Here is a 25604-nt window from a genome sequence, read left to right as displayed (position 1 = left end):
TATCATTGTGGACGATGACACTGGTGCCTTTTAAAGTCATACTAACTTTTTTCTATCATCGTGCAATTATAATTGCGCTGTGGGATATTTTTGTAATTAAGTGTATGAGTTTGTTGTTTATTGAACATTTAGCTTATCAATTAAATTGTGCGTCAGTGTCAACATCATTTTAGGTGTTAGTTCACTCACTTCAGTCTTCTCACATGCACCAGCTACTTTTATAAGTGGAGTGGTGTTGGGTTGGACGACGTATTGAGGGATCGTTACAGGTTCTTGATACCTATCTTTACGTGCTTGTTCTGTATTTTGCTCAGTGACAAAGGTGATAACTTCTTGCTCATTAATCACTTTTTCTGTCTCAGTAAATGAGTATTGCAAAGGAATACCTTGAAACCCAGCGCTGTCCACTGATGACTTTGCAAACCAGACAACGTCAGCTGAATCGTTATGCGTTAAGCGCATGCTTAGAGAAACGGTAATATTACTGCACTGTTTACTCGGACTGGTTTGAGAAATTTTTGCAATATAAGGGTGGTCATTGCTCGGTTTATTGAGTACGTATACTTTATCTCGACCGTATGACAAATCCATTTGTTGAATAACGAGTCTATAATCGGTGTTTTCTTGAGAGTCGACCTGCAAACCTTTCTCTTTGAGCATGTTAATCAGTGATGCGCGAAAGGCATCAGTGAGTGTCACTTTACTTGAGTCGATGTAAACTGTGTCTTGTTTCTTTACAACATGTGCGGGTAGTTGCACCGATTTAATACGCGCAGATTCTAACTCTGCTGTGTAGCTAATTTGGTAGATAGATTTTTGTAAAAGTGGTTTAGAAGGAACACTCAGCTTAGGAGCCAGTGGTTGAGTCATTGCACACCCTGTTAAGCCAATTACTGCTAAACAGCTAATGATTCCTCGCATTATAAGTACCTCAAATTACAATTTTCTATTATATCAAATGGATTTTAGAATAAATTTTACATGGAAAACCATGCATTACGACAGCCTTAAATTGTTCAAGTTTGTAACGCATATAATGCGGCAAACCATAAAGGCCCCTGTTTATTTTACGTTTATCGTGAGCTCGCGACTTATCTTCGTGATACCATAACGCCGCGTGTTAATGTACAGAGTCATTATGAAGTCACTATTTATTTATTCAAAATGCCTACTATTGCTAACTCTTTCACTTTCAGTGAACAGTGATGAACAAAAAAAAGCAAAAGCATGGGAGCATTTTGTAAGCGACTATTCTAAGCAAGTCCGACAGAAACTAAAAGAAAAATCGATACCTGGAGCTGCATTGAGCATTACCCATGTAAAATATGGTGATATTGCGAGGGGCTATGGCAGAACTAAGGTGAAGAAAGGCCTACCCGTTAACGGGCAAACTCGATTTCGTTTAGCATCTGTCTCAAAAACTTTTGCTGGGTCACTGACTGCAAAGTTAGCAGCGGATGAAAAAGTTGATTTAGACCGCTACGTCGCAGATTACCTGCCTATTTTCAGATATAGCCAATATGCCCCTCTGCGCGTGTATCATCTTTTGAGCCACTCAAGTGGGTTGGTGCCGAATGCATATGACAATTTGATCGAATCGCGTATGGATTATGACAATATCTATCCGAGACTTCTAAAAGTGGATAGGCTATGTCGTCCGGGTATATGTTACGGCTATCAAAATGTGATGTTTAGTCTGATTGGGAATGTAATAAACCAAGCAACGGGGTTAAGTTATGATACTTGGCTCAATGAGTTTATTTTTAAGCCTTTAGGTATGAAAGATGCTGGACTTGGGTTTGCACATATGACCAAAGACGATAACTTTGCCTTACCTCATGTAAAAGGTCGTAAATATTGGCATACGGCAAAATTGAAGAAGCATTATTATAAAGTTGCTCCAGCTGCTGGGGTAAACGCGAGTGCGGAAGATATGGTCATTTGGCTAAAAGCCCAATTAGGCTTATTTCCGAGTGTTCTTTCGCTTGATGCGCTAACAATTCAGTCAAGGCCATTTACTTTAACTAAGCGTGAGCTTCGTAGGCGGGTGTGGAAAAAATATGTTGAGCAGGCACACTATGGGTTAGGTTGGCGTATATATAGTTTTGAAGGCGAGACTGTCTATTATCACAGTGGTTGGGTGCAAGGTTATCGTACCGATGTGGCAGTTATTCCATCTTTGGGTATAGGGTTTAGTTTATTATTAAATGCTGAGAGCGGCTTAATTAATCAGCTGACAACAAATTTCTTGCGTAGGGCAATTGATTTGGCGCGTAAAGTTGAACCGCATTAGCGGTTCAACTACAAATGTTTAGTTGCGAGGCAAAATAATTTTTTTGTCTTCGCTTTGACGGTAAAGCACGATGATATGGCCGATCACTTGCACTTTATGTGCACCTGTTTCACGTACAATTGCGTCAAAAATAAGTTGTTTGGTTTCGCGATCATTGGTCGGTACTTTGACTTTGATCAATTCGTGTATTTCTAAACATTGTTCAATTTCTAGCAATACACCTTCGGTTAGGCCGTTACCACCAAGTAAAACGACTGGTTTCAGGGCATGTGCTAACCCTTTCAGGTGCTGCTTTTGTTTATTTGATAATGTCATATTGGTACAATTTACTAATTAAGGCTTGAATTCTCGACATTCTAACGCCATCTAAAGAAGATTACTAATGAGTTGCAGTGAATATGGCAAATAAAAAGCACTCAGCGAGCTCAAAGCGCTGGTTAAAAGAGCATGTAGACGATCCATTTGTACATGAAGCCCAAAAACGAGGCTACCGTTCTCGTGCAGTGTTTAAATTAGAGGAGATACAGCAGCGGGACAAACTGATCAGGCCTGGTATGCATGTTGTAGATTTAGGTGCAGCCCCAGGTAGTTGGTCACAATACTTAGCTGAGCAAGTATCAGATAAGGGCGAGGTTATTGCGTGTGATATTTTGCCTATGGACTCTTTACCAGGTGTGGCATTTTTACAAGGAGACTTCCGTGAAGAAAGTGTCCTTAACGCGTTGTTAGACAGGATTGGTGGTAAGAATATCGACGTGGTATTCTCTGACATGGCGCCTAATATGAGCGGCAACAATGTCATAGACCAGGCCGGTAGTATGTATTTAGTCGAACTAGCGCTAGATATGTGTCACCAAGTACTAAAACCAAATGGTGCGTTTGCGGTTAAGGTGTTTCAGGGCGAAGGCTTTGATCAATTTGTACAAGAAGTACGTAATGCCTTTAAAGTTGTAAAGATACGTAAACCAAAAGCGTCTCGACCTAGATCACGAGAAGTATATGTAGTGGCGACAGGATACAAACTGTAGTACAGTTGAGGTGCATTTAAGATGATTTTAAATAAATTGGATACAAGAGGTTAACCCCTTGAGCGATATGGCGAAGAACTTAATTCTCTGGCTTGTTATAGCAGTTGTGCTAATGACAGTGTTTCAGAGTTTCAATGGTGGCGAGCAATCTGATCGTCAGACAAGTTACACTCAGTTTGTAAAAGAAGTCCGTAGTGGTGTGGTCAGAGAGGCAAATATTGACCGTGCTGCCGGTACTATTTCAGGGATAAAAAATAATGGTGAGCGTTTTCAAACGATAATGCCATTATATGATGAAGATCTAATTAATGATTTGCTTAAAAACGATGTAAACGTGAAAGGTGTAGCGCCTGAAGAGCAATCGTTTTTAGCTAATGTTTTCATCTCTTGGTTCCCGATGTTGTTGTTGATTGGTGTATGGATATTCTTCATGCGTCAGATGCAAGGCGGTGGCGGCAAAGGCGCAATGTCTTTCGGTAAGAGTAAAGCGCGCCTAATGAGCGAAGATCAAGTCAAAACAACTTTTGCAGATGTTGCAGGCTGTGATGAAGCAAAAGAAGACGTTACTGAATTGGTAGATTTCCTGCGAGACCCGTCTAAGTTCCAGAAGCTTGGTGGTAACATTCCTAAAGGTGTGTTGATGGTAGGTCCTCCAGGTACAGGTAAAACCTTACTTGCAAAGGCTGTTGCGGGTGAAGCGAAGGTACCATTCTTTACAATTTCAGGTTCTGATTTTGTTGAGATGTTTGTAGGTGTTGGTGCTTCTCGTGTAAGAGACATGTTTGAGCAAGCTAAAAAAGCGGCGCCTTGCATTATCTTTATCGATGAAATTGACGCTGTTGGTCGTAAACGTGGAGCTGGTATGGGTGGGGGTCACGATGAACGTGAACAAACGCTAAACCAAATGCTTGTTGAAATGGACGGCTTTGAAGGCAATGAAGGTATTATTGTAATTGCAGCGACCAACCGCCCAGATGTTTTGGACCCAGCATTATTACGTCCAGGTCGTTTTGACCGACAAGTAGTTGTAGGTTTACCAGACGTAAGAGGTCGTGAACAGATCCTTAATGTGCACATGCGTAAAGTACCTTTGGACTCAAATGTTGAGGCATCTCTTATTGCGCGTGGTACGCCAGGATTTTCTGGTGCTGATCTAGCGAACTTAGTAAACGAAGCCGCATTATTTGCTGCGCGCGGTAACAAGCGCAAAGTAAGCATGGCCGAGTTTGATGCAGCAAAAGATAAGATCATGATGGGTGCTGAGCGCAAATCAATGGTTATGTCTGAGAAAGAAAAAGAGATGACTGCTTATCATGAGGCTGGGCACGCAATCGTAGGGCGTTTAGTACCAGAACATGACCCTGTTTATAAAGTGTCTATTATCCCTCGAGGTAGAGCGCTGGGTGTGACGATGTATTTGCCTGAGCAAGACCGTGTAAGCCACTCTAAAGAACATTTAGAGTCTATGTTGTCTAGCCTTTATGGTGGCCGTATTGCAGAAGCCATAATTTATGGTGATGAAAAGGTGACTACAGGTGCGAGTAACGATATTGAACGAGCAACTGACATTGCGCGTAAAATGGTAACTCAATGGGGTTTAAGCCCTGTGCTTGGTCCACAAATGTACATGGAAGAGCAGGGAGAAATGTACATGGGCGGTGGCGGTTCTAGAATGTCTGGTGTGTCGGGCGAGACTGCTAAACTTATTGACGAAGAAATTAAATTATTTGTCACTCGCAACTATGACCGTGCTGAGCAAATCTTAAAAGACAATATGGACATCCTTCATTCGATGAAAGATGCACTAATGAAATATGAAACGATAGATGCCGGACAGATAGACGACCTTATGAAGCGCAGAGAAGTACGTCCACCTAGAGACGCACATGACCGTAAATCTGACAAAGATGGTGGTCTGAATGGTGGTGCGACTGAGACAAAGAGTGAAGAAAGTAACTCGGATGTCCCGCCTCCAAGCAATACAGAGGTTGATGACAAGCCTTAATAAAAGGTAAAATGTCACAGCAGGAATTAAGGCCTCGATGGTGAACCTTCGAGGCCTTTTTGTATCTTTTGTAATGCTGTGTATCTATATGCGCCTAATACCAGACTCTATGTGAATGATTTTGGTCAATAAACTGGTAGGGGTATTTAAAGTATGCTTAGATACAATTAATAGGAAGGCGATTTATGTTTCAACTCTCTTTACCGCGAGGTCGTACTCTTGATCTCCAAAGCCCGCAAATTATGGGCATAGTTAACGCAACTCCAGACTCTTTTTCTGATGGTGGTAAGTTTTACAAAAATGATAGCGCTGTCATTCAGGCGCTTGATTTATTGGAGCAAGGTGCCAGCGTACTCGACATTGGTGGCGAATCTACTCGCCCAGGTGCAACCGATGTATCGCTAAATGAAGAGCTTGACAGAGTCATTCCAGTCATTGAAGCGATTCGAACGCAGTCTGACTGTGTTATATCAATAGACACAAGTAAAGCAGAAGTAATGAAACAGGCTATTCATGCAGGGGCTGACATTATTAATGATGTGCGTGCTTTGCAAGAAGAAGGATGTTTAGAGGTCGCGGCGGAATTTTCTGATGTGCCTATATGCTTAATGCATATGCAAGGACAACCAAGAACGATGCAAGCTGCGCCAAAATATGACCACCTAATCAACGAGATTATTTCTTTCTTTGAGACTAGAATTGCAGCTTGCGAAAAGCTTGGTATTGCTCGCACTAGACTCATCTTGGATCCAGGCTTTGGATTTGGAAAATCTTTACAACATAACTTTGAATTGCTTGGAAAATTTAACCAATTCTCAGAATTGAATATGCCTTTATTGGCAGGTTTATCACGCAAGTCGATGTTTGGAAACTTATTAAATCGGGATACAAATGAGCGCTTAGCTGCAAGCTTAGGTGGCGCATTGTTATGTGCACAGAAAGGTGCGCATATCATACGCGTTCATGATGTAAGAGAAATGAGTGATGTGTTGCAGGTATGGGCTGCAGCAAACCATGGAGTAACTAAATGACAACGAGAAAATATTTTGGCACCGACGGTGTGAGAGGACTTGTAGGTGAGTTCCCTATTACACCAGAGTTTGCCCTTAAATTAGGTTGGGCTGCTGGTAAAGTCCTATCTAAATCAGGAACGAAAAAAGTAATAATAGGTAAGGACACGCGAATTTCTGGATATCTGCTCGAAACTTCGCTTGAAGCCGGCTTAATCGCTGCAGGAATCGATGTCGTTTTGCTAGGTCCTATGCCGACCCCAGCGGTCGCCTATTTGACTCAAACTTTCAGAGCTGAAGCGGGAATTGTGATCAGTGCATCTCACAACCCTTATCATGACAATGGTATTAAGTTCTTCTCTGGTAACGGTAAAAAACTAGCTGATGACGTCGAATTGGAAATCGAAGCAATGCTTGATGAGCCGATGACCTGTGTGACTTCAGAGTCTCTAGGTAAAGCCCGTCGGTTAGATAGCGCAAGTGGTCGTTATATTGAATTCTGTAAAAGTCAATTCCCTAAAGAGTTGTCACTAGAGGGCATCAAGATTGTACTAGATTGCGCGAATGGTGCTACGTACCATATTGCACCTTCTGTCATGCAGGAGTTAGGTGCAGAGGTAATCGCAACGGCATGTGAGCCAGATGGCGTAAATATCAATGCAGAGTGTGGTGCAACACACGTTGATGCGTTAAAACGTCAGGTGCTTGAGCATAAAGCTGACGTTGGTATTGCTTATGATGGTGACGGCGACCGCGTAATGATGGTTGACCATAATGGCCGTGTTTTTGACGGTGACGACATTGTATATATTGCTGCGTTACAAGCCAAATTCAATGGCACACTTAAGGGTGGTGTTGTTGGTACAGTGATGTCAAATATGGGTCTTGAAAACGCACTTAAAGCACAAGATATTCCGTTCTTGCGCAGTAAAGTTGGAGACCGTTATGTGCTTGAGTTACTTGCAAAAGAAGGGTGGAATATTGGTGGTGAAAGCTCCGGTCACGTACTTAACCTTGATCTGATTGCTACTGGTGACGGTATTATTTCGAGCTTGCAGGTGTTAGCAGCAATGGTTGCGCAGAACAAGACACTCAAAGATCTTGGCGCAGGCTTTACTAAATACCCAATGAATATGATCAATGTTCGATATGCGAAAGGCACCGATCCGGTTGCCCACGAAACTGTCCAAGAAGTTGTAAAGCTGGTTGAAGAAAAGCTAGACGGGAAAGGCAGAGTCCTATTACGTAAGTCAGGTACTGAGCCTGTTGTACGTGTTATGGTTGAAGCAGAACAAGAAAAGCAAGTAATGGACTTTTCTCAACAAATAGCCGAAGTTGTTGAATCTGTGAGCAATTAAACCAAAAAAGTAAAATTTTTATTGTAACTTTGGGCGAGTGACGTTATTATCTCGCCCGCTTTCTTACGCGGAGTATCGAATGTTAAGTAGAAAGCCAATGGTAGCGGGCAATTGGAAAATGAATGGCTCTTTAGAGCTTGTTCAAAATATTGCTAGCGAAATTAAAAACATCAATAATAGCGATGTTGAAGTAGTTGTTATTCCGCCAACTGCACTTCTAAGCAACGTAGTTGCTTCTGGTGTAAAAGCCGGTGTGCAGACAGTCTCAGAGCACCCACTTGGTGCATATACAGGTGAAGTTCAAGCGTCATTAGTAAAAGCTTTAGGCGCGACCTACACACTTGTAGGCCATTCTGAGCGAAGAAGTATTTATGGCGAGTCAAATGAAGATGTGGCCAATAAGTTTGAGCAAGCACAGACTGACAAGTTAATCCCTATACTTTGTGTAGGTGAAAAAGAGTCAGAAAGAGAGCAAGGTCAGACTGAACATATCGTTGCAGAACAAATTAAAGCTGTAATCGATAAGTTAGGTATAGCATCATTGAGTGACTCTGTGATAGCATACGAGCCTGTTTGGGCTATAGGAACTGGTAAGACAGCATCTCCTGACCAAGCACAAGCAGTACACAAGTTTATAAGAGATTTAGTAGCGAGTTACGATGCTGAAATCTCGAATTCACTGCAAATCCTATATGGTGGCAGTGTTAATGAAAGTAATAGTGAATTATTGTTCGCACAAGCAGATATCGATGGCGGTTTAATAGGTGGAGCAAGCCTTAAACCAGAAGCTTTTAGAACTATCTGTGAGAGTGCAAAAGGATAAGTAAATGTACGAGATTCTTTTGGTTGTCTATTTAGTTGTTGCATTAGCATTAATTGGAATGATTCTAATCCAGCAAGGTAAAGGTGCCGATATGGGGTCGTCTTTCGGTGCAGGCGCTTCTGCTACCGTATTCGGTTCTTCGGGTGCTGGCAACTTTATGACAAAAACTACAACAGTACTAGCAACAGTATTCTTCGTGCTAAGTATTGCGTTAGGTAACCTAACAGCAGGTCAAATTAAGCAAACTGACCAGTGGGAGAACTTAGAAGCACCTGCGGCGACTACAGTTCCAGCTGTATCAGATGTGCCTGCTTCAGAAGAGAATTCTGACGTACCAAAATAAAATATTTGCGAATGTGGTGGAATTGGTAGACACGCCATCTTGAGGGGGTGGTGAGCTATGCTCGTGGGGGTTCAAGTCCCCCCATTCGCACCAAATAGGAAACCTGATGAACAAGATTGTTCATCAGGTTTTTTTTTCTTAAAAATAAGCAAAGCAATGATGTAGCTTCCAACTTCTATGAACCTGACTTAGCCACAAGGTCGCGGTAATTAATCTCCTGTCATAATCGCCTACTGCAAGTTCAGTATATAAATCACAGTGAATTTTAAACTCTTTGATTTTATATCTTGTAATATTTATGTGTTTATAAAGTGCTTTCTAGGTAATAAATTTGCAAATGAAAATATTTATGATATTTTTATTTCAATTGAAGCGCTAAATACATATAATGACCTTCCAGAGGAAAGAGATGCGTGATGCGCATCTTTTTTTATGTCTATTTTTAGCTGGACATAACTTCAACCTTCCTCAGGTTGAATACACACACGGCGATTCCTTTGGAGAAAATATGAGAACAGTTTTACCACGCGTTGGTCTATCTGCATTGAGCGCTGCCATTTTATCGGCAGTGAGCTTACCTTCCTTTGCTGCTGAAGAAGCGCAAGCAAAAAAGAATACTTTTGAAAAAATCGAAGTGACTGCTCGTAAACGTACAGAGAGTTTATTCGAAACACCAACTGCGATCACATCTATCGGCTCAGACGCGATTGAAAAAGGCAACATGAGCAACCTAGATGACATTGGTAAATTTGTTCCAAACCTAAATATCACAAGATATGGTGTTGGTAATGCAGCGCACGCTTCTGTCTTCATTCGAGGCATTGGTTTACAAGATCACATTATTACTACAGACCCAGGTGTAGGTGTTTACGTAGATGGTGTCTATCTTGGCCGTCAAATGGGTTCTAACTTGTCTTTACCTAACATTGAGCGTGTCGAGGTACTACGTGGCCCACAAGGTACACTTTATGGCCGTAATACGCTTGGTGGTGCTGTAAACATCATTACTAAAAAGCCCGGTTCAGAAGACGTTGTACGTATTGAATCAAAAGTTGGCTCTCGCGGCCGTTTAGGTGGTGATATTTATACGAATCAAACTATTAACGACGAGTGGAGCTTTGCCGCAAATGCGTCATACAAAGAGCGTGACGGTGTAGGCCGTGCCGTTAACCTTGCTGCGCCAGAAAAAGAAATTGGCGAAGAGCAAGAGATGAGCGGTCGCTTTGCTATCAAGTGGCAGCCTAGCAGTGACTTTAGCCTAAATGTGGCAGTGGATGCGGTAGAGAATGAGTCAGGACAGTCTCCTTATACAATAGAGTTAACAGGTGGCTTGGATCCAAATGACCCAAACAATGGTGACTTCCCGTTACTCAATGCGAGCTTATTACCTGAGAACCCTGATGACTTGGGTACGACAGTTGCTGGGATCGAAAGCACTGATTACTCTGGCTGGGGCGCTTCAGTGATCGCTGATTGGCAGGTAAGTGACGAGTATGCGGTAAAATTCATCACCAGTAAGCGCGGCTCTGACTATACAGGTGGTTTGGATGATGATGCTTCACCACTACACTTATCTGAATTTCCAGAAGAAGGTGGTGCAGATCAGTTCTCAATTGAATTTCAACTAAACGGTACGTTCGATTCTTGGGACTTTGTGTCTGGCCTTTATTACTTCAACGAAGATGGTTTTACAGAGTCTGCACCTTATGTATTTAGTCCATTTAGCGTACCGGGTAACTACGGTCGTTTCCGTATTGACCAAGAAACAGATTCATATGCAGCCTACTTCAATGCGAGCTTTGACGTTACAGAAAAGCTGAGTTTAGGTGGTGGTTTGCGCTACTCGGAAGATGAGAAAGATGCATTTGCTGATTTCAGGTACTTCAAAAAAGGTGCACAGGCTAAGTTCGACGAAGTTACTTGGGATGTGAACGTCGCATATCAATTGAATCGTGATATGAATGTTTACGCGCAGATTCAAAAAGGTTACCAAAGTGGTGGTTTCCCTCCACGTCCATTTGGTGGTGCGGACGCATTTGTATCATTTGATGAAACAAAAGCGCTAAACTATGAGATTGGTTTCAAAGGGCAGGTACATGACCAAGTTTCAATGATGCTAGCATTATTTGTGACTGACTATACTGATTTAGCGTTGCCTTTTAATGATCCATCGAACGGCTTCAATACATACATCGAAAACGCGGGCGAGTCTCGTGCACAAGGTATCGAACTAGAGACAACAGTTGCCCTTACTGATGACTTTACAATTCGCAGTTCTGTTGGTTACTTAGACTCTGAAATCACACATGTTGATGACGGTGTTCAAGGTATCACAGTAGGAAATGCACCAGCTCTAACGCCACGTTGGACGGTAATGGTTGCCCCTTCATATTTTATTGATATGGCGTCTGGCGCGACTGTGGCGGTTAATGCTAGCTATTCATATCGTTCAGATATGCAAGGCCAATCTGTGAACAACCCTAACGAGTTCATTGAGTCACGTGAGCTATTTGGTTTTAATATCTCTTACACCAACAGTGAGGGTGATACTGAGATAACGCTGTATGGCGAGAATGTGTTTAATGAGGTATACGATGTAGGTCGTCTACAGCAATCTGGCTTTGTTGGGGTTATGCGCAGCAATGACAGAAGTGAGTTCGGTCTTAAATTCAGAAAAGACTTCTGGTTAGACTAATTCATTTAATTGAGGTCGGTAATTACCGGCCTTTTTTATTCTGCAATACAAGCGGTTATACGGTTAATTGGGCTATCTAGAAGGATTGGGCATGACAGTCTCGCAAGATTCCCCTAAACTCTTGGTAATATTAAGATTAGCTTGAAGATTGCATGCAGTTTATAGTTCACCCGCTGTCCAAAATTATGGATGGGATCACTTCAATGACCGTTTCTAGTAAAGGAATCGTGATAGAAGGTAAGCTTGGTAAAAAGCTATATACGTGGCAGTCGCAATTGCAACCTCCGCTAATCCTCGAGGGTAAAATTACACCCAAAATTCAAATCTTTATGCCAGATACACGGATTAAAATACGTATCAAAGACAGTGATCTGGACCACGCCCAGTTTGAACTACAAAAGTTTTGGCTCACATCACACATGGTTAAATTGCGCCAAAGTATCGCAAAGATTGAAGCTTTGCTAGAGCGACGTTATTTGTCCCATGGGCTACTTAAAACCGCAAAAGAGATGGCACAAGAACTGGCGGAACATTGGCTCACTTGGTCGATGGATCAAAGGCTAGAAGCTTACTTTGTTCAAACCCGCTATACCCTTGAGGAAGTGCATACTTGGCAGCCACAAGATGTTGATGACTTCAGAGAAGCGTTCATAGCCAAACAACTCGCAGATTATGGAGGTTTTTTTGACCGAATTGCCGGGCAGCCTTTAACGATTGCACAAAGGCGAGCATGTGTTGTTATTGATGAACGGCAATTACTATTGGCGGGTGCGGGTACTGGCAAAACGAGTGTCATGATAGCCAAAGCCGGCTACCTAATTTCAGCCGGAGTATCTGACGCGTCGCAAATTCTGATGTTAGCTTATGGTAAAGAGGCGGCCAATGAAATGCAGTCTCGATTATCAGATGCACAGCTATCTGTTACTTGCCGTACTTTTCATAGTTTAGGCATTCGGATTCTCACAGAGGTAGAAGGAAAGGCACCACAGCTGTCTCAGTTGAGCAACGATGCACATCAAAAGCACCAATTTCTTCTCGAGACGCTTCAATCTCTTTGCCAAGACCGTGACTTTTCGAATAATTTACTTGCGCTACTGAAAGACAGTTTTAATGTCGATGTGCGCGAAGTTGAGGTTGACTTCACAGCTCCTTATTTGAGCAAGCTGGTCAAGCAGTTCAGCGATTTAATTAGTTTATATAAGCAAAGTCGCAGCGTAGGGTCTGGGCATATACAACAAATTGAATCTGAGTTTGAGCTTTACCTTTTAGTTTTTAGGCCCGTACTGACTGAATATCAGCTGTATCTCAATAATGAACATGCAATTGACTACGATGATATGATCAGTAATGCGACTAAATACGTTAAAAGTGGGCAATACAAAAGTGAGTGGCTGCATGTTTTGGTGGATGAATTTCAGGATATTTCGCCTGCCAGAGCGGAATTGGTCAAAGCGTTATTGGCACAACGCAATCGAAGTCACTTATTTGCTGTAGGGGATGACTGGCAATCGATATATCGTTTTAGTGGTGCTGATCTGTCACTTACAACGCATTTTTCGCAACACTTTGGGCCATCTACTGTGATGCAGCTCGACAAAACATTCCGCTATCCTCAAGAACTTTTGGATTTGGCCAGTGACTTTGTTTGCCAAAACCCTCAGCAAATTGTTAAGCAAGTAAGAGCACAGGTCTTGTCAGATGGACCATCAGTGGTTATTGAGCACGATCAGCAAAACGATTTAGTGTATGCAAAATTATCTGAGTTAGCTAAAACAACGTCTCATTGCTCTGTCATGATACTGGCTCGTTACCACAAACAGTTAACTGATAATCAAACGATTGAAAAGCTAAATAAACAATTCAAAACCATCGATATAAAGTCAATGACCTTCCATGCTGCAAAAGGGAAAGAAGCGGATTACACAATCATCATAGGGCTTGATAAGAGTGTGCCAACGAAACAGACAACCGACAAAGTAATAGATGCGTTCTTGCCTGCACTGGAAGCCTTTCCTTATGCAGAAGAGCGGCGTCTATTTTACGTCGCACTGACAAGGGCAAAAAAGTGTGCGTTTATCATGTCGCCCAAAGAGCCTAGTCGTTTTATCACTGAAATTGCAGAACAGCTATAAGCTAACTATCGGTTTTGTAAAAGCTCGCAAAGTTAGAATTCGACGACTAAAGTTGATTTAAGAGATCAACATAGCGAGCGAGAAATGGACAATGATCTGCTGGCGGACGCGTTGGTGCGTTTGAGCACTATTGCTAAGCATCTTAATATTTCTAGTCATACACTTCAGGCGTTGAGCCAACCTCTATGCACCTTAACGAGCTATATCTCTATCAGGAAAGATAATGGCGAGTCCGCCTATTTTAAAGCATACCGATGTCGATATAATAGTTTACTCGGGCCCACCAAAGGGGGGATCCGTTTTCACCCCAGTGTTGATCAAAGCGAAGTAGAAGCCTTAGCGCTATGGATGACTTTGAAATGTGCTGCTGTGAATGTGCCGTTTGGTGGAGCAAAGGGTGGCATCTCTGTTAATGCAAAATCGTTGTCTGCGCTCGAATTAGAGCGACTTTCCCGTTCTTATGTCAGGGCTATGGCTGACTTCATTGGCCCCCAGACAGATATTCCAGCACCTGATATGTATACAAACGAACGTGTGATGGGTTGGATGATGGACGAGTATGAGACCATTAAACGCGTCAAAGCACCCGATGTCATCACGGGTAAGCCACTGGTATTTGGAGGCAGTGTTGGGCGCTCTGGAGCAACGGGAACAGGTGCCTTTCTGTGCATAGAAGCATTGGCTAAAAAGAGAAAGTGGCAGAGACACAATCAGACTGTAGCTGTTCAAGGGTTCGGTAATGGCGGAGCACAATGCGCAATTTTACTGCAAAAGGCGGGATATAAGGTTGTTGCTGTTAGTGACTCAAAAGGGGCAATCTATTCACCTGACGGTCTAGATATTTTAAGCATCCTGTATGAAAAGCAAAAGAGTAGGCAACTTAAAGCCGTATATTGCGAAAACTCGGTGTGTGAGCTGGTCAGCCACAAGGCGTTGACGAATGAAGAACTGTTAGCGTTAGATGTGGATATTTTAATCCCAGCAGCGGTCGCGGGTGTGATAACTGAGTCAAATGCCGGTTTGGTAAAAGCAGGCACGATTGTGGAAATAGCCAACGGGCCAGTCAGCGCTGCTGCTGACAGTATATTGCACGAGAAGGGGGTGTTTGTTATTCCCGATATACTCGCCAATGCTGGGGGGGTGATTGTCAGTTATTTCGAGTGGTGCCAAAATCGCCAAGGTGAGCTTTGGAGTGAAGAGCAAGTTACAACTAAACTTTCTGACTATATTCACAGAGCTTTTGAGCAAGGCTGGCAGCGCCATGTCAGTACCAATATCGACATGCGAGATGCGATTTATGCGCAGGCGTTAGAAAGGCTGACATTGGCAATCGAAGCACATGGCACACATGATTATTTTAATGCCAACTAGCACAATATAAATTTAGATTTATTTTAGTTAAGGTTGCTACGCTTATTATTAATTGGAGTATTCAGTTTTATTATTAGTCGCTTTTTGGAAGTTATGGTGCAAATGATGTTGACAAATTGGTCTTTAAAGCGGATGTCAAAGCTGAAGATTTAAGTTGGTCGCGTCGTGGCGGAGACCTTGTGGCAACGCTAGACGCTTCTGGTGAAACCCTCAGTATTTAAAATTACTTCAGGCACTCAACTTGATTTAGTCTCAAATTGAAGAGCAAATCGCGAGCGCTCAAGATGCACAGAAGACTGAGATGTTAAACACAAATTATGAACTTTTAGTACAGTCCATGTCTGGCTTGGATTATGAAGGAGATGCATTAGAAAGTAGCAACTCTCAATTTATAAATACCCATCTTAACAAAGCCATCATCCATTTAGGTGGATGTTTAGGCTGGCATAGCAAGATAAGCTTTATGACAGTTTATCTAGATTAAATATTTCTAGCTTTTCTTATATAAGAATTTTTAACTTTAATGTGTGATCTTATTTTGAGTCGTAGATTTAGAAAATTGTAAAAGGGGCTAATCAAGCGATATTATAAATCTCTGCTTTGTAGTCTTTAAGTGAGATGAATTATACCCGTTTTTTATCGTGGTATATAATCAATTGATTTAATTTACATATAACAAGCCCCCTTAAGAAGGCTTGAAGCTAATATTCCAGAATATTATTTAGTTACAGTGGTGAGTATATATTTGGCAAGCTTGTCCATCCCCGCGTTGTGTCCAGCAGATGTCATCTGTATTGCATATTACAACGCTCACATGTGCTGCACCGCCTACTTGAGGTGTAGCTTCTAGAGGAAGGGAGTTTTTGTCGGCAGTTAGCTTTTTGATGCTTTTTTTACTTAATTTTAGGTTCATTATAAATTTCCTTCTTTTTTAAATAGAATAACTTTATTTTTAAAGACTTTATGGAAAATAGCCTTGTGGTCAAATAGACTACTAAGATCAAATAAAAACCTAAAAGTTTGATCCCAACCTCCTTATTAATTTATTTGTATCATGGAGGGTGAAAAAAATGCAAGTGTGTTTTTTATTCAAATATGAAAAGTGGTTTATGTAGGGGTAAGAAGCTTAGATTAATACCAATATTTGCAACTTCGGTATTAGCCTTTATGTGCTTGCTAATGGCGAAGCGAGTACGCCAGCCCCTATTTTGTAGAGCTGGCGTAAGAGGGGCTTACTTAAAAGTTGAAAGCGACCTTGCCATAAACAAAGCGGCCATCAGTGTTGTACGCCGAGAATGCTGAATAAGGGAAGATTTGATTAAAGTTACTAAACCCAATGTTGCCAACCGTATCTTGTGGGTATTGATCAAACAAGTTGTTTGCACCAATAGCGAAGCGCCATTGCTCGTTATACTGGTATGCGACTTCAAGATCAGTTATCCACTTTGCATCAATTACTTCGTCTTTTTCCACAGTGCTGGATGAATCAATGGTTTCACCATATCTGGTGGCCTTTAAAATGGCTGTCCAATCTTGATATTGCCAAGTTGCAACCAAGTTAACTTTATTTTTTGGTGTGCCATCTTCAAAACGTGCAATCTCACGACGTGCAAAATATTGATACTCGTCACCTAGTGCAGCCAACTCAGCTGGGTTATCTTTTACATTTGTTACTTCTGTATCGTTGCGGTTTAATGCTGCGCTTAGAGCTAAGTTGCCATAGGCATCTAGATTAAAATTATATGTTGCAACGATATCTACACCTTGCGTTCTAGAATCAATTGCATTGGTAAAGTATCGAACTCGTTGTACATTGTGCTCTCCTGCAGTCGCTAGAATTTGTTCTACTGCATCACCACTTAGGTTTTCAGACATCACAATGCGGTCATCAATGTCAATACGGTAAGCGTCTAGTGTAAGACTGAAATCGCCTGCGCTGTATATGAAACCAGCAGTGATATTTACTGACTCTTCAGCTTCCAGTGGGCGCGCTCCAAGTGCTTGAGCAGCTGCTGTATCAACTGGGAACAAGCCGACTTCATTAGGAACGCCATTCTCGAAAACAGTTGCAATAGATTTATATGAAGACTGTGCTAATGAGGGGGCTCTAAACCCTGTGCTCAGCGCACCACGAAAAGAGAGTTCATCGCTCAATGCGTAGCGACTCGCAACTTTTCCGGTGAGTGTGGAGCCAAAGTCACTGTAGTCTTCAAAACGTGCTGCTATCACGATATTCCAGTCTGCGTTTATATATGTGTCAAACTCGGTGAAGAGCGCGATGTTATTACGAGACTCGTCAACTGCGCTGGCAGGAGAAAAGCCAGCTAATACCTGCGCGCCACCAGCTGCAACCGGAGAGCCATTAGCATCCAACACAGTTAAGTATGACGCTTCTTCACCCGCTTTTATTTGGTATGACTCATGGCGGTATTCGGCACCGACAGTAATATAGACTTCTTCATATAAACCAAAATCGAAGCTATTTTTGGCATCAAAATTTAATGTGAGCTGATCATATACTAACGCGCCATTATCAAACTCAGTAGGGCTATGGACACCTAGGGATGTATTTAAACTATTTGTTACACCAAAATTAAATTCATTGCGACCAAAGTTTGCGCTGTTATCAATGTCCCAGTTCGCAATTTGAGTCGTTATGCCCACTGCAAAAGCAAAGTCTTCTACTTCGGTAGTAATTTGCGGTAAGAAGCCATCAGGGTACACTGCGATAAGGTTACGGCTATCTTTCGGTCGGCGGAAAAAGCCGCCAGAATTACCCTCACGCTCTGAATAACTACCAAAAGAATATAATGTAGTATTTTCGGTTAAGTCGTAGCCAGCATTGTAGAAAAAGGCAAAGTCTTCAATATCGGCTTTACCAAAGCGGTGATTATATCTCTGCGCATTAAACTCTCGCGGATCTAGGTTGCCATTGTCATCACGCGCGTATTGTTCTCGAGGGTCGAAACCTGAGCGATTTGAAGGCGCTTTATTTCGAGCTTCTGCCGAAAGGTGAATGAATCCCGCCTCGCCAAGAGGTAAACCGATATTGCCACTGATAGTGCTGGTGTTGCCGTCACTTATCGTGCGGTCTTCACCTAATTCAAAAGCAAGATCACCGCTGTCATTTTGAGATACGCCCGCAAGCTGTTTGGCGCCAGCCATTTGGGTATCGTATTTACCATAGGTAAAATTCAGTGAACCCCCTTCATCCGCATCTTTTAGTACGATGTTGATTACGCCGGCAATCGCATCAGAACCATACTGTGCCGCAGCGCCATCTCTAAGCACTTCAATGCGCTTGATAGCAGCTGTTGGGATCATGTTCAAGTCTACGGCTGAAGACCCACGTCCTACCGTGCCATTTAAGTTGAGTAAGGCGCTGGAGTGACGACGTTTTCCATTGATAAGGACCAAAGTATGATCTGGGGCTAAACCTCTTAATACAGCTGGACGGGCGTGGTCTGTTCCGTCGGCAAGTTGAGAATTTGGAAAGTTAAAACTTGGTACTAGCGTCGTGAGCACCTGACTTAGCTCTAATTGTCCTGAACTATTGATCTCATCAAGATTAATAATGTCTACTGGCACAGTGCTCTCAGCAATACTGCGCAGGCTTCTTCTTGTACCTGTTACTTCAATAACCTCAGGCTTTAATTCTGGTTTAGAGCTAGCGGACTCTTGAGCTTGAAGTGTAAATACAGGTGCTGAGGCTAGTATCAGGCTAACTGACGCTGCTACGAAGTTCGGTTTCAACATTATTTATCCTAGCGAGTTGATTTCAAAATGATGTTTAGTCAGTGGTTAGATTGAGACTAAATACTTATTGGGATGCGGATAGTAATGAGTAATTTATGCGTCGTTAAATTCAATTTCGTTATAGATTATAACTTCTAACCTCTGGCTATTTTATTGGAAAAGGTACGCTACTAAATGCTTTCAAATTATTAATAAATTTAAATATATTTGCTCTAGAAGGCTGTAGTTTTAACATTCATTAATTGGCGTTAGTCTTGGAATAAGATATTTTAACTTAGTGATAAAATTAAAGGTCATGTCTTTGGCGACTCAAGCGCAAGTTTAAAATCACTTTTATATCGTCGAGACAAGTTTACTTCTACTCCTGACTCTAGCGTGATAATGCCATCTCCACTCGATGCAAATCGAACCGATTTAATTTTGTGTTCATTGACCGTGAATCTGCGGTGTACACGAGTCACATGTGCCGTGGCTAATCGATTACTGAGGCTGTTTAATGTTTCGCGTAACGGGTAGATTCGGCCTTTACTATGCAAGTTGACGTAGTTTCCGGAGGCTTCATACCATTCAATTTCTGAGACTTTGATTAGATGTTCTTCCCCATGTTTTTTGACCAAAAACTGAGAGGGAGGTTGAATTAAAGGCACCTCCTGTTGCTCATAGTCCGAGGAGGACTCAAGGACCCATTTTGCACTATGGAAAATGAAGAATATAAACAGGTAGGAAAGTAAGTCTTTTCGGTACTCGTACCAAAATTCTTGGTAATAATCACCAAAATCATAGTGTCCTTGCATCCATGTATATGCCAAGTGGCGCAGCCCCACCATCAGTAAAACATGACATAAAGAAAATACCAAAGACGAAGCAATGTGAACCATCACTTGCTTTAAAGGTGGGGTTGTATTAATTGGATAGTGTTGAAATAGTGCGACTAACATGGGGATAAGTACAAGCAAAGAAAGTGCACTTGTGTACTCCCACACAAAGGGCTCCCATAACTGTGTCGTCGAGACTCCATCTCGGTTATGTTCAGTCCATACAGACAGCGCATTGACCGTATTATTGATCAACAAATATAGCGTGGCAGCGATGTACCCACACAGTGCGGTATGTTGTTTTATTGTTTTTTCTAACCACATTACGGCTCATCCCTTAATTCCACCGCTTATCACTATATTCATGTATTTCAATAGTATGGATGGTTTACTGAGTTTGCAATTTAGACACTTTAAAAAATAACATGCTAGGAGGGACTATGACAAATTCGCAGTTTTCGCGCCAATGGGACTTAGATTGGTTGCGTGTTTTGGTGTTTGGTGTACTCATTTTGTATCACGTCGGTATGTATTATGTCGCTGATTGGGATTGGCACATAAAAAGCGCATATACTTCCGAGTTACTGCAAAATTTTATGCTGCTTAGCAATCAATGGCGTATGTCTTTACTATTTTTTATTTCGGGAATTGTTTTAGCCTTTTGCCATCAACGAATGAGCACTTGGCAGTTAATCAAAGCGAAAACGCTACGCCTGTTTGTGCCGCTACTTTTTGGTATGTATGTGGTGGTAGCACCTCAAATGTATATTGAGATGCTAGATCAGGGGTTAATCACGATGTCTTTTTTTGATTTTTGGCTCGCTTATATCAACCCTAATACTCCTTTGCTGGCGCAATATCAATCTGAGATAGGGCTGTTGACTTGGAACCATCTATGGTTTTTGGCTTATCTTTGGGTTTATTGCTTTTTACTGTTGGTTTTAACACGAATCGTGCCACTGAGACCCTTGTTGTCTGCACTAGAGGCTAAGCTTTCTGCCGCAGTGGCATTGGGAGTGGCGATTGTTACCCTGTTTGTGGTTTGGATGATGTTAAGGCAAACATATCCTTCCACCCACGGACTGATTGATGATTGGTACAATCACGGTAAGTATTTTTCAGTATTCTTGATGGGGTATATATTTGCACTGTTGCCGCATTTAAAAGCGAGTGTAGTCAAAAATCGACATGGGTTGATGGCAGTTGCGCTCATTGGCTACATGCTTATTTTGTTGGATAAACATGGGTTTTTATATTTCTTTTCACAACATTTTGAGACAAATATCTGGGTAAAAAGTTTGTATGGGGTGGTGGTGTGTACAAATCATTGGGCTTGGATGTTGGCACTAATCGGGTACAGTGCGTCCCATTTGACTTCACCGAATCCACAATTGCGCTATGCGACGTCAGCGGTTTTACCTTGGTATATATTGCACCAAACTTTCATTATTGTTTGTGCTTATTGGTTAAAGCCATTCGAGATTTCCCCCGGTATTGAAAGTATGTTCATCATTGCTCTTACCGCATTAGGGTGTTTATTGGGATATGAGGTAATAAAACGCAACAAGGTGTTATATGTTTTGTTTGGTGTAGCTAAACAAGATAAAACCTGTATACCGAAGGCAAAGTACCAGACAGTTTCATAAAGTGTGGCGCTAGTAGCTAGCGCCACAAAATGAATTAGAGGCGCTTAATTTTTTTGTCTACCTGATAACCTTCATCAGTAACAATTTTTTCTAAAACCGCAACTCTGTCTTTTAGCTGTGTAATTTCAGTTTTTAACTGATCGCTTTCTTGTTTGTTCAATCCACTGAGTTTTTTTGCTTGTAAGTACTTACTATAAAGGTCGTTGAACACGCCAAAACCAACGCTAACAAGTACGATTAAAAAAACCATCGTAGTACCCGACATACATGTATCTCCTTAAGCTTATCTACTCTAATCATAGTTGATAATTGTTGTGGGTATAGTGACAAGTGTCAGATAAGATACTTCAACGAAGGGTTCGGGAAATAGCTCGCGATAACTGCGGATGGGTTAGGTTTAACTGTGGGTTTAACCAAGCGCGCCCAATATTAATTTTGAGCACGCTGAGTTGACTACTCGTAAGTAAGTGGATCTGTCGCCTGGTTTAAATCAAAAGCTTCCAAACGCTCTTGGCATGCACCACATTTGCCACATGCTTTCTCACGGCCATTGTAGCATGTCCATGTTTGACTATAGTCTAATCCCATTTTCAGGCCATCTGTAAGAATGTCAATCTTAGTATTGTTGAGATAAGGGCAAACGATTTCAACTTCGTCGTAGTTGGCGATACGACATACATCATCCATCTTTTTCACAAATTCAGGTCGACAGTCAGGGTAGATAGCATGGTCGCCAGAATGTGCACCATAAAATACTTTATTGGCTTTTAATGATACAGCGTAGCCAACAGCAAGTGACAGCAAAATCATATTCCGATTAGGCACAATTGTGCTTTTCATGCTCTCTTCTTCGTAGTGACCTTCTGGGACTTCAATGTCATCAGTCAAAGAAGAACCGGCAAGTAACTGATTGATTGCTGAAATATCAACAATCTTGTGCGCTACATTCAAGTCGTCACATACTTTTTTAGCGACTTCTAGCTCTTTAACATGTCGTTGCCCATAATTAAAAGACAGCGCATAGACTTCGTGGCCCTGCTTTAGGGCTTTGTTTAGCACAGTGTAAGAATCCATGCCACCGGAATAGATAACAACGACTTTTTCGCTCATAAGGAGTACCTCGGATAAATGCCTCAGGTTTTGCCTCGATTTTAATAGAGGTTTGCTTCAGGGCGCGATATACTACACGGCCGCTGAAAAAATGACAATTTTAGCAGGTTATTTTCGCAAAATATATTGAGTAGTTTGGAGCTGTTTTGTACAAAATCAACGAAGTTTTTGAAACCATTCAAGGTGAAGCAAGTTATACGGGAACGCCGTCAATCTTTGTTCGCTTGCAGGGCTGCCCTGTGGGTTGTGCTTGGTGTGATACTAAGCAGACATGGGATGTCAATCCAACATACTTGGTGAGCCTAGACAAAACGGTCGAAAAAAAGTCAGACTCTGAATGGTGGGCAAATGCGACCGCAGAGGAGATCATCGAACTATTTAATAAGCGAAAATATACCGCAAAGCATATTGTGATCACAGGCGGTGAGCCGTGCATGTATGATTTAACATCACTTTGTGAAACGTTGCATAAGTCGGGATACTCTACCCAAGTAGAAACCAGTGGCACATTCGAAGTGCTAGTGCCAGAAGAAACTTGGGTTACAGTGTCACCCAAAATCAACATGCGTGGCGGCTATGAGGTGCTTAAATCTGCCATGCAGCGCGCAGATGAAATAAAACACCCCGTGGCAATGCAAAAGCATGTCGATGAATTAGAGGCACTGTTTGAGCAAACCGGTGTGAGGCCTGAGCTTATTTATTTACAGCCAATTAGCCAAAAAGCCAAAGCGACTAAGCTAGCCATCGATACGTGTGTTAAGAAAAACTGGCGTTTATCAATCCAAGTACATAAATATATCGGCATTAACTAAAAAAGGCGGTCACTGCCGCCTAGCAAACTTAGTAACACTCGTTACTGCCAATTTCAATAATTCGCTCTGTTTCACCACTGTTGTTAAAGAGATAAAGACCTTTATTTATGTCATTCAGTATCGAGCGCCATTTAGGTTTCTTTTTACTCAATGCAAAGAATAAATTGTTGTAGCGTAAGGCGGGCTCTACATCCTCAAGTCCGCGAAGTAATGTCACTTTTTCGGATTTAGATAGCTCAGAATAGCTGACGGTAAAACGCAGCACTTTAGGGTCGCCTATTATTAGGTCAACGCGTTTACCCACGAGTAATTTCACAAGTTGTAAATCATCGACCGCTTCAACGATAACAAATTCATCATTGTCCATCATAGCATCAAACTCAGGCGTATTCTGATACCCCCTAACAACGCCGATTGTAGTGCCTGTTAAATCATTGAGGTTGCCTGCAAACTTATCTTCTTCACCTCGCCGCTTTAAAAAGCCTATTTCTCCACCTGGGAATGCATTGGATAAAGCCAGTAGCTCTCGTCGCGTTTTGCCTGGAAAGTTGTCAGACGGAGAAGCGTCTTCAATAAAGTACTCTGGGAAAAGTATATCTGCTTTGCCCGCTTCGACGGCTTTGACAGCCCTTGCCCAAGGCAAGAACTCAACGTAAACAGGGTAGCCTTGATCTACGAGTAAAGACACCGTAAATTGAAATACCCAACCTTTATTGCATAGTTGATCGCCGATATAAGGGGGCCAGTCAAGCGTTACTAAGTGTAACTTCTCTTTTGTGGCGTCTTTACTAAACAAATAACCATTCTTGTACTGTTCCCCCATGATCATCTGATATTGCCCAGACTTGAAAAAGCCAACCTGAAGACTCGCATTGGCAGGTGTCGCAAACAGGGCTAAATAACCAAACATAAAGTAAACTAGTGGTCTCATTTTATTTATCCTTATTCGAATAAGGTACTCAAATCAGCAGCCCATCTGCTCGACTTAACATTGTAATATCAAAGTGCCATAACTTGTTTCACTTCAATCAATGATGATTTAAACAAATTTTTATTGTGATACTGGCATGATTAGTTGCCTCGTAGGCTAATATGACGGCGGCTTCGTTCTTGTCACGGCTTTTGACGCAAAAACACAATTATTCTGAGTGTTTGGATACCAATAATTAAACAAGTCTAGCAATCTAAAATATGCCGAATTTTTGGCTTAGGTTATTTATTTTAGTCTAGTAAGAATACTAAAAAAGGCGAGAGTAATTTGTGTAAATTGATGAGAAAAAAGCCAGCAAATTGCTGGCCTTATAATACTGAAGCTTATTGAACCAACTCTTGTTCACTGAACTCATCAGCAAACATTGGGCTAGAGAGGTAACGCTCAGTAGCACTTGGTAAAATAACTACGATATTTTTGTCTGCATTCTCTGGTTTTTCTGCAATGCGCTTAGCCGCCACGACTGCGGCACCTGAAGAAATACCGACTAAGATACCTTCGTCCTTCATCAACTGATGGGCCATTGCAATTGCATCTTCGTTAGACACTTGCTCTGTTCCGTCGATAAGTTCTAAATCTAGGTTTCCAGGTATGAAACCCGCGCCTATACCCTGAATTTTGTGAGGACCAGGTTTGACTTCTTCACCGGCAAGCGTTTGAGAAATTACTGGAGAGTCAGTAGGCTCTACCGCAATTGATTTTACACCTAGGCCTTTTTCTTGTTTCAAGAAGCGGCTCACACCCGTGATTGTACCACCAGTACCAACACCCGCTACGAAGTAGTCAACATTGCCTTCAAGTGCTTCAAAGATTTCTGGACCTGTTGTTTCGAAGTGGATCTTAGGGTTCGCTGGATTTTCAAATTGTTGCAATAAAACATACTTTGAAGGGTCGCTTTCAAGAATTTCATTTGCTTTTTCAATTGCACCTTTCATGCCCTTTGCGCCCTCGGTGAGGACAAGGTTAGCACCGAGTGCTTTTAAAAGCTTGCGACGTTCAAGGCTCATTGTGTTTGGCATTGTGAGCGTTAGCTTGTAGCCACGAGAAGCTGCAACGAACGCCAATGCGATACCTGTATTACCAGAAGTAGGCTCAATTAGCTCTTTGCCTTCTCCTAACAGACCTTGCTTTTCTGCTTCCCAGATCATTGAAGCACCAATACGGCACTTTACACTGAAGCTTGGGTTGCGCGATTCAACTTTAGCGTAAACGTTACCGCCTGTAACACGGTTTAATTTAACGATTGGCGTTTGGCCTATCGCTAGGCTGTTATCTGAAAATACTTTAGACATAGTGTTCCCTTGAATAAGCTTAGGACTATTATTAAGAAATAATGAATATAGTCACACTTTACTGGTCAGAAAACAAAACAAGAAGTAAAGAATGGCTATAAGATATATTAAAAAAGCTTATATC

Annotated in this window: 21 protein-coding genes and 1 tRNA gene; 13 read left to right on the top strand and 9 right to left on the bottom strand. The window is 41.9% G+C overall.

What is annotated here, in order from left to right; genetic code table 11:
• Positions 1–117: 117 nt before the first annotated feature.
• Entirely contained in the window at positions 118–921 is an 804-nt protein-coding gene (locus tag N482_RS09550) for a hypothetical protein (RefSeq protein WP_063376812.1), read from the bottom strand.
• 217 nt (positions 922–1138) lie between these two features.
• Between N482_RS09550 and N482_RS09545 the strand changes: the two genes are divergently transcribed.
• Positions 1139–2293, top strand: coding sequence for a serine hydrolase domain-containing protein (locus N482_RS09545; protein ID WP_081227860.1), 1155 nt, complete (start codon positions 1139–1141; stop codon positions 2291–2293).
• Positions 2294–2311: 18 nt separating this feature from the next.
• On the opposite strand, the gene yhbY is transcribed toward N482_RS09545, so the two are convergent.
• A complete protein-coding gene (gene yhbY, locus N482_RS09540; RefSeq protein ID WP_063371727.1) occupies positions 2312–2608 on the bottom strand; it encodes a ribosome assembly RNA-binding protein YhbY in 297 nt (98 codons plus the stop codon).
• A gap of 83 nt (positions 2609–2691) precedes the next feature.
• Between yhbY and rlmE the strand changes: the two genes are divergently transcribed.
• From rlmE to N482_RS09490, 10 genes are all read left to right on the top strand, one after another.
• Positions 2692–3321, top strand: coding sequence for a 23S rRNA (uridine(2552)-2'-O)-methyltransferase RlmE (gene rlmE, locus N482_RS09535; protein ID WP_063376810.1), 630 nt, complete (start codon positions 2692–2694; stop codon positions 3319–3321).
• Between the two features lie 67 nt (positions 3322–3388).
• Positions 3389–5326, top strand: coding sequence for an ATP-dependent zinc metalloprotease FtsH (ftsH, locus tag N482_RS09530; protein ID WP_063376809.1), 1938 nt, complete (start codon positions 3389–3391; stop codon positions 5324–5326).
• 185 nt (positions 5327–5511) lie between these two features.
• The gene (gene folP / locus N482_RS09525) at positions 5512–6357 is read left to right on the top strand and encodes a dihydropteroate synthase (RefSeq protein ID WP_063376808.1); all 846 of its coding nucleotides are present in this window, start codon (positions 5512–5514) and stop codon (positions 6355–6357) included.
• The gene (glmM, locus tag N482_RS09520; RefSeq protein ID WP_063376807.1) at positions 6354–7694 is read left to right on the top strand and encodes a phosphoglucosamine mutase; all 1341 of its coding nucleotides are present in this window, start codon (positions 6354–6356) and stop codon (positions 7692–7694) included. The genes folP and glmM overlap by 4 nt, the downstream gene beginning before the upstream one ends.
• Before the next feature lie 79 nt (positions 7695–7773).
• A complete protein-coding gene (gene tpiA / locus N482_RS09515; protein ID WP_063376806.1) occupies positions 7774–8517 on the top strand; it encodes a triose-phosphate isomerase in 744 nt (247 codons plus the stop codon).
• Positions 8518–8521: 4 nt separating this feature from the next.
• A complete protein-coding gene (gene secG / locus N482_RS09510) occupies positions 8522–8860 on the top strand; it encodes a preprotein translocase subunit SecG (protein ID WP_063376805.1) in 339 nt (112 codons plus the stop codon).
• A gap of 7 nt (positions 8861–8867) precedes the next feature.
• Positions 8868–8953: transfer RNA gene (locus N482_RS09505), tRNA-Leu, on the top strand.
• A gap of 415 nt (positions 8954–9368) precedes the next feature.
• Positions 9369–11555 carry a TonB-dependent receptor gene (locus tag N482_RS09500; RefSeq protein ID WP_063376886.1) on the top strand — a complete coding sequence of 729 codons (2187 nt, stop codon included), beginning with the start codon at positions 9369–9371 and terminating at the stop codon, positions 11553–11555.
• Positions 11556–11707: 152 nt separating this feature from the next.
• A complete protein-coding gene (locus N482_RS09495) occupies positions 11708–13687 on the top strand; it encodes a UvrD-helicase domain-containing protein (RefSeq protein ID WP_081227858.1) in 1980 nt (659 codons plus the stop codon).
• Between the two features lie 84 nt (positions 13688–13771).
• Positions 13772–15058: a Glu/Leu/Phe/Val family dehydrogenase gene (locus tag N482_RS09490; protein ID WP_063376803.1), complete on the top strand. Its 1287-nt coding sequence runs from the start codon at positions 13772–13774 to the stop codon at positions 15056–15058.
• Between the two features lie 721 nt (positions 15059–15779).
• On the opposite strand, the gene N482_RS09480 is transcribed toward N482_RS09490, so the two are convergent.
• From N482_RS09480 to N482_RS09470, 3 genes are all read right to left on the bottom strand, one after another.
• Complete coding sequence (locus tag N482_RS09480; RefSeq protein ID WP_063376801.1) at positions 15780–15971, bottom strand: hypothetical protein; 192 nt, start codon at positions 15969–15971, stop codon at positions 15780–15782.
• Between the two features lie 323 nt (positions 15972–16294).
• The gene (locus N482_RS09475) at positions 16295–18814 is read right to left on the bottom strand and encodes a TonB-dependent receptor plug domain-containing protein (RefSeq protein WP_063376800.1); all 2520 of its coding nucleotides are present in this window, start codon (positions 18812–18814) and stop codon (positions 16295–16297) included.
• Positions 18815–19107: 293 nt separating this feature from the next.
• Entirely contained in the window at positions 19108–19953 is an 846-nt protein-coding gene (locus N482_RS09470; RefSeq protein ID WP_063376799.1) for a LytR/AlgR family response regulator transcription factor, read from the bottom strand.
• Positions 19954–20069: 116 nt separating this feature from the next.
• On the opposite strand from N482_RS09470, the gene N482_RS09465 reads away from it, so the two are divergent.
• The gene (locus N482_RS09465; protein WP_063376798.1) at positions 20070–21275 is read left to right on the top strand and encodes an acyltransferase family protein; all 1206 of its coding nucleotides are present in this window, start codon (positions 20070–20072) and stop codon (positions 21273–21275) included.
• 34 nt (positions 21276–21309) lie between these two features.
• On the opposite strand, the gene N482_RS09460 is transcribed toward N482_RS09465, so the two are convergent.
• Both N482_RS09460 and queC read right to left on the bottom strand, forming a co-directional pair.
• Entirely contained in the window at positions 21310–21540 is a 231-nt protein-coding gene (locus tag N482_RS09460) for a hypothetical protein (RefSeq protein WP_063376797.1), read from the bottom strand.
• A 188-nt stretch (positions 21541–21728) separates the two neighbouring features.
• A complete protein-coding gene (queC, locus tag N482_RS09455; RefSeq protein WP_063371740.1) occupies positions 21729–22385 on the bottom strand; it encodes a 7-cyano-7-deazaguanine synthase QueC in 657 nt (218 codons plus the stop codon).
• A 146-nt stretch (positions 22386–22531) separates the two neighbouring features.
• On the opposite strand from queC, the gene queE reads away from it, so the two are divergent.
• Positions 22532–23197 (top strand): 7-carboxy-7-deazaguanine synthase QueE, encoded by a 666-nt coding sequence (gene queE / locus N482_RS09450; protein ID WP_063376796.1) that lies wholly within the window; start codon positions 22532–22534, stop codon positions 23195–23197.
• Between the two features lie 28 nt (positions 23198–23225).
• Here the strand turns inward: queE and N482_RS09445 are convergent, their stop codons facing one another.
• Complete coding sequence (locus tag N482_RS09445; protein WP_231100827.1) at positions 23226–24107, bottom strand: substrate-binding periplasmic protein; 882 nt, start codon at positions 24105–24107, stop codon at positions 23226–23228.
• Positions 24108–24511: 404 nt separating this feature from the next.
• On the bottom strand, positions 24512–25480 hold the full coding sequence (gene cysK / locus N482_RS09440; RefSeq protein ID WP_063376794.1) for a cysteine synthase A: 969 nt from the start codon (positions 25478–25480) through the stop codon (positions 24512–24514).
• Positions 25481–25604: the final 124 nt, after the last annotated feature.

It is taken from the genome of Pseudoalteromonas luteoviolacea NCIMB 1942, from assembly GCF_001625595.1.
Classification (GTDB): domain Bacteria; phylum Pseudomonadota; class Gammaproteobacteria; order Enterobacterales; family Alteromonadaceae; genus Pseudoalteromonas; species Pseudoalteromonas luteoviolacea_A.
The sequence above is the reverse complement of the archived record's forward strand: the minus strand, read 5'-3'. Positions and strand labels throughout refer to the sequence as shown.

Coding starts and splice junctions, on each gene's coding strand:
- N482_RS09490 (WP_063376803.1), top strand. CDS start 13,772: ATGGACAATGATCTGCTGGCGGACGCGTTGGTGCGTTTGAGCACTATT.
- N482_RS09470 (WP_063376799.1), bottom strand. CDS start 19,953: ATGTGGTTAGAAAAAACAATAAAACAACATACCGCACTGTGTGGGTAC.
- N482_RS09550 (WP_063376812.1), bottom strand. CDS start 921: ATGCGAGGAATCATTAGCTGTTTAGCAGTAATTGGCTTAACAGGGTGT.
- yhbY (WP_063371727.1), bottom strand. CDS start 2,608: ATGACATTATCAAATAAACAAAAGCAGCACCTGAAAGGGTTAGCACAT.
- N482_RS09545 (WP_081227860.1), top strand. CDS start 1,139: ATGAAGTCACTATTTATTTATTCAAAATGCCTACTATTGCTAACTCTT.
- N482_RS09500 (WP_063376886.1), top strand. CDS start 9,369: ATGAGAACAGTTTTACCACGCGTTGGTCTATCTGCATTGAGCGCTGCC.
- secG (WP_063376805.1), top strand. CDS start 8,522: ATGTACGAGATTCTTTTGGTTGTCTATTTAGTTGTTGCATTAGCATTA.
- N482_RS09460 (WP_063376797.1), bottom strand. CDS start 21,540: ATGTCGGGTACTACGATGGTTTTTTTAATCGTACTTGTTAGCGTTGGT.
- N482_RS09445 (WP_231100827.1), bottom strand. CDS start 24,107: ATGTTTGGTTATTTAGCCCTGTTTGCGACACCTGCCAATGCGAGTCTT.
- tpiA (WP_063376806.1), top strand. CDS start 7,774: ATGTTAAGTAGAAAGCCAATGGTAGCGGGCAATTGGAAAATGAATGGC.
- N482_RS09495 (WP_081227858.1), top strand. CDS start 11,708: ATGCAGTTTATAGTTCACCCGCTGTCCAAAATTATGGATGGGATCACT.
- cysK (WP_063376794.1), bottom strand. CDS start 25,480: ATGTCTAAAGTATTTTCAGATAACAGCCTAGCGATAGGCCAAACGCCA.
- N482_RS09465 (WP_063376798.1), top strand. CDS start 20,070: ATGACAAATTCGCAGTTTTCGCGCCAATGGGACTTAGATTGGTTGCGT.
- rlmE (WP_063376810.1), top strand. CDS start 2,692: ATGGCAAATAAAAAGCACTCAGCGAGCTCAAAGCGCTGGTTAAAAGAG.
- glmM (WP_063376807.1), top strand. CDS start 6,354: ATGACAACGAGAAAATATTTTGGCACCGACGGTGTGAGAGGACTTGTA.
- folP (WP_063376808.1), top strand. CDS start 5,512: ATGTTTCAACTCTCTTTACCGCGAGGTCGTACTCTTGATCTCCAAAGC.
- N482_RS09480 (WP_063376801.1), bottom strand. CDS start 15,971: ATGAACCTAAAATTAAGTAAAAAAAGCATCAAAAAGCTAACTGCCGAC.
- ftsH (WP_063376809.1), top strand. CDS start 3,389: ATGGCGAAGAACTTAATTCTCTGGCTTGTTATAGCAGTTGTGCTAATG.
- N482_RS09475 (WP_063376800.1), bottom strand. CDS start 18,814: ATGTTGAAACCGAACTTCGTAGCAGCGTCAGTTAGCCTGATACTAGCC.
- queC (WP_063371740.1), bottom strand. CDS start 22,385: ATGAGCGAAAAAGTCGTTGTTATCTATTCCGGTGGCATGGATTCTTAC.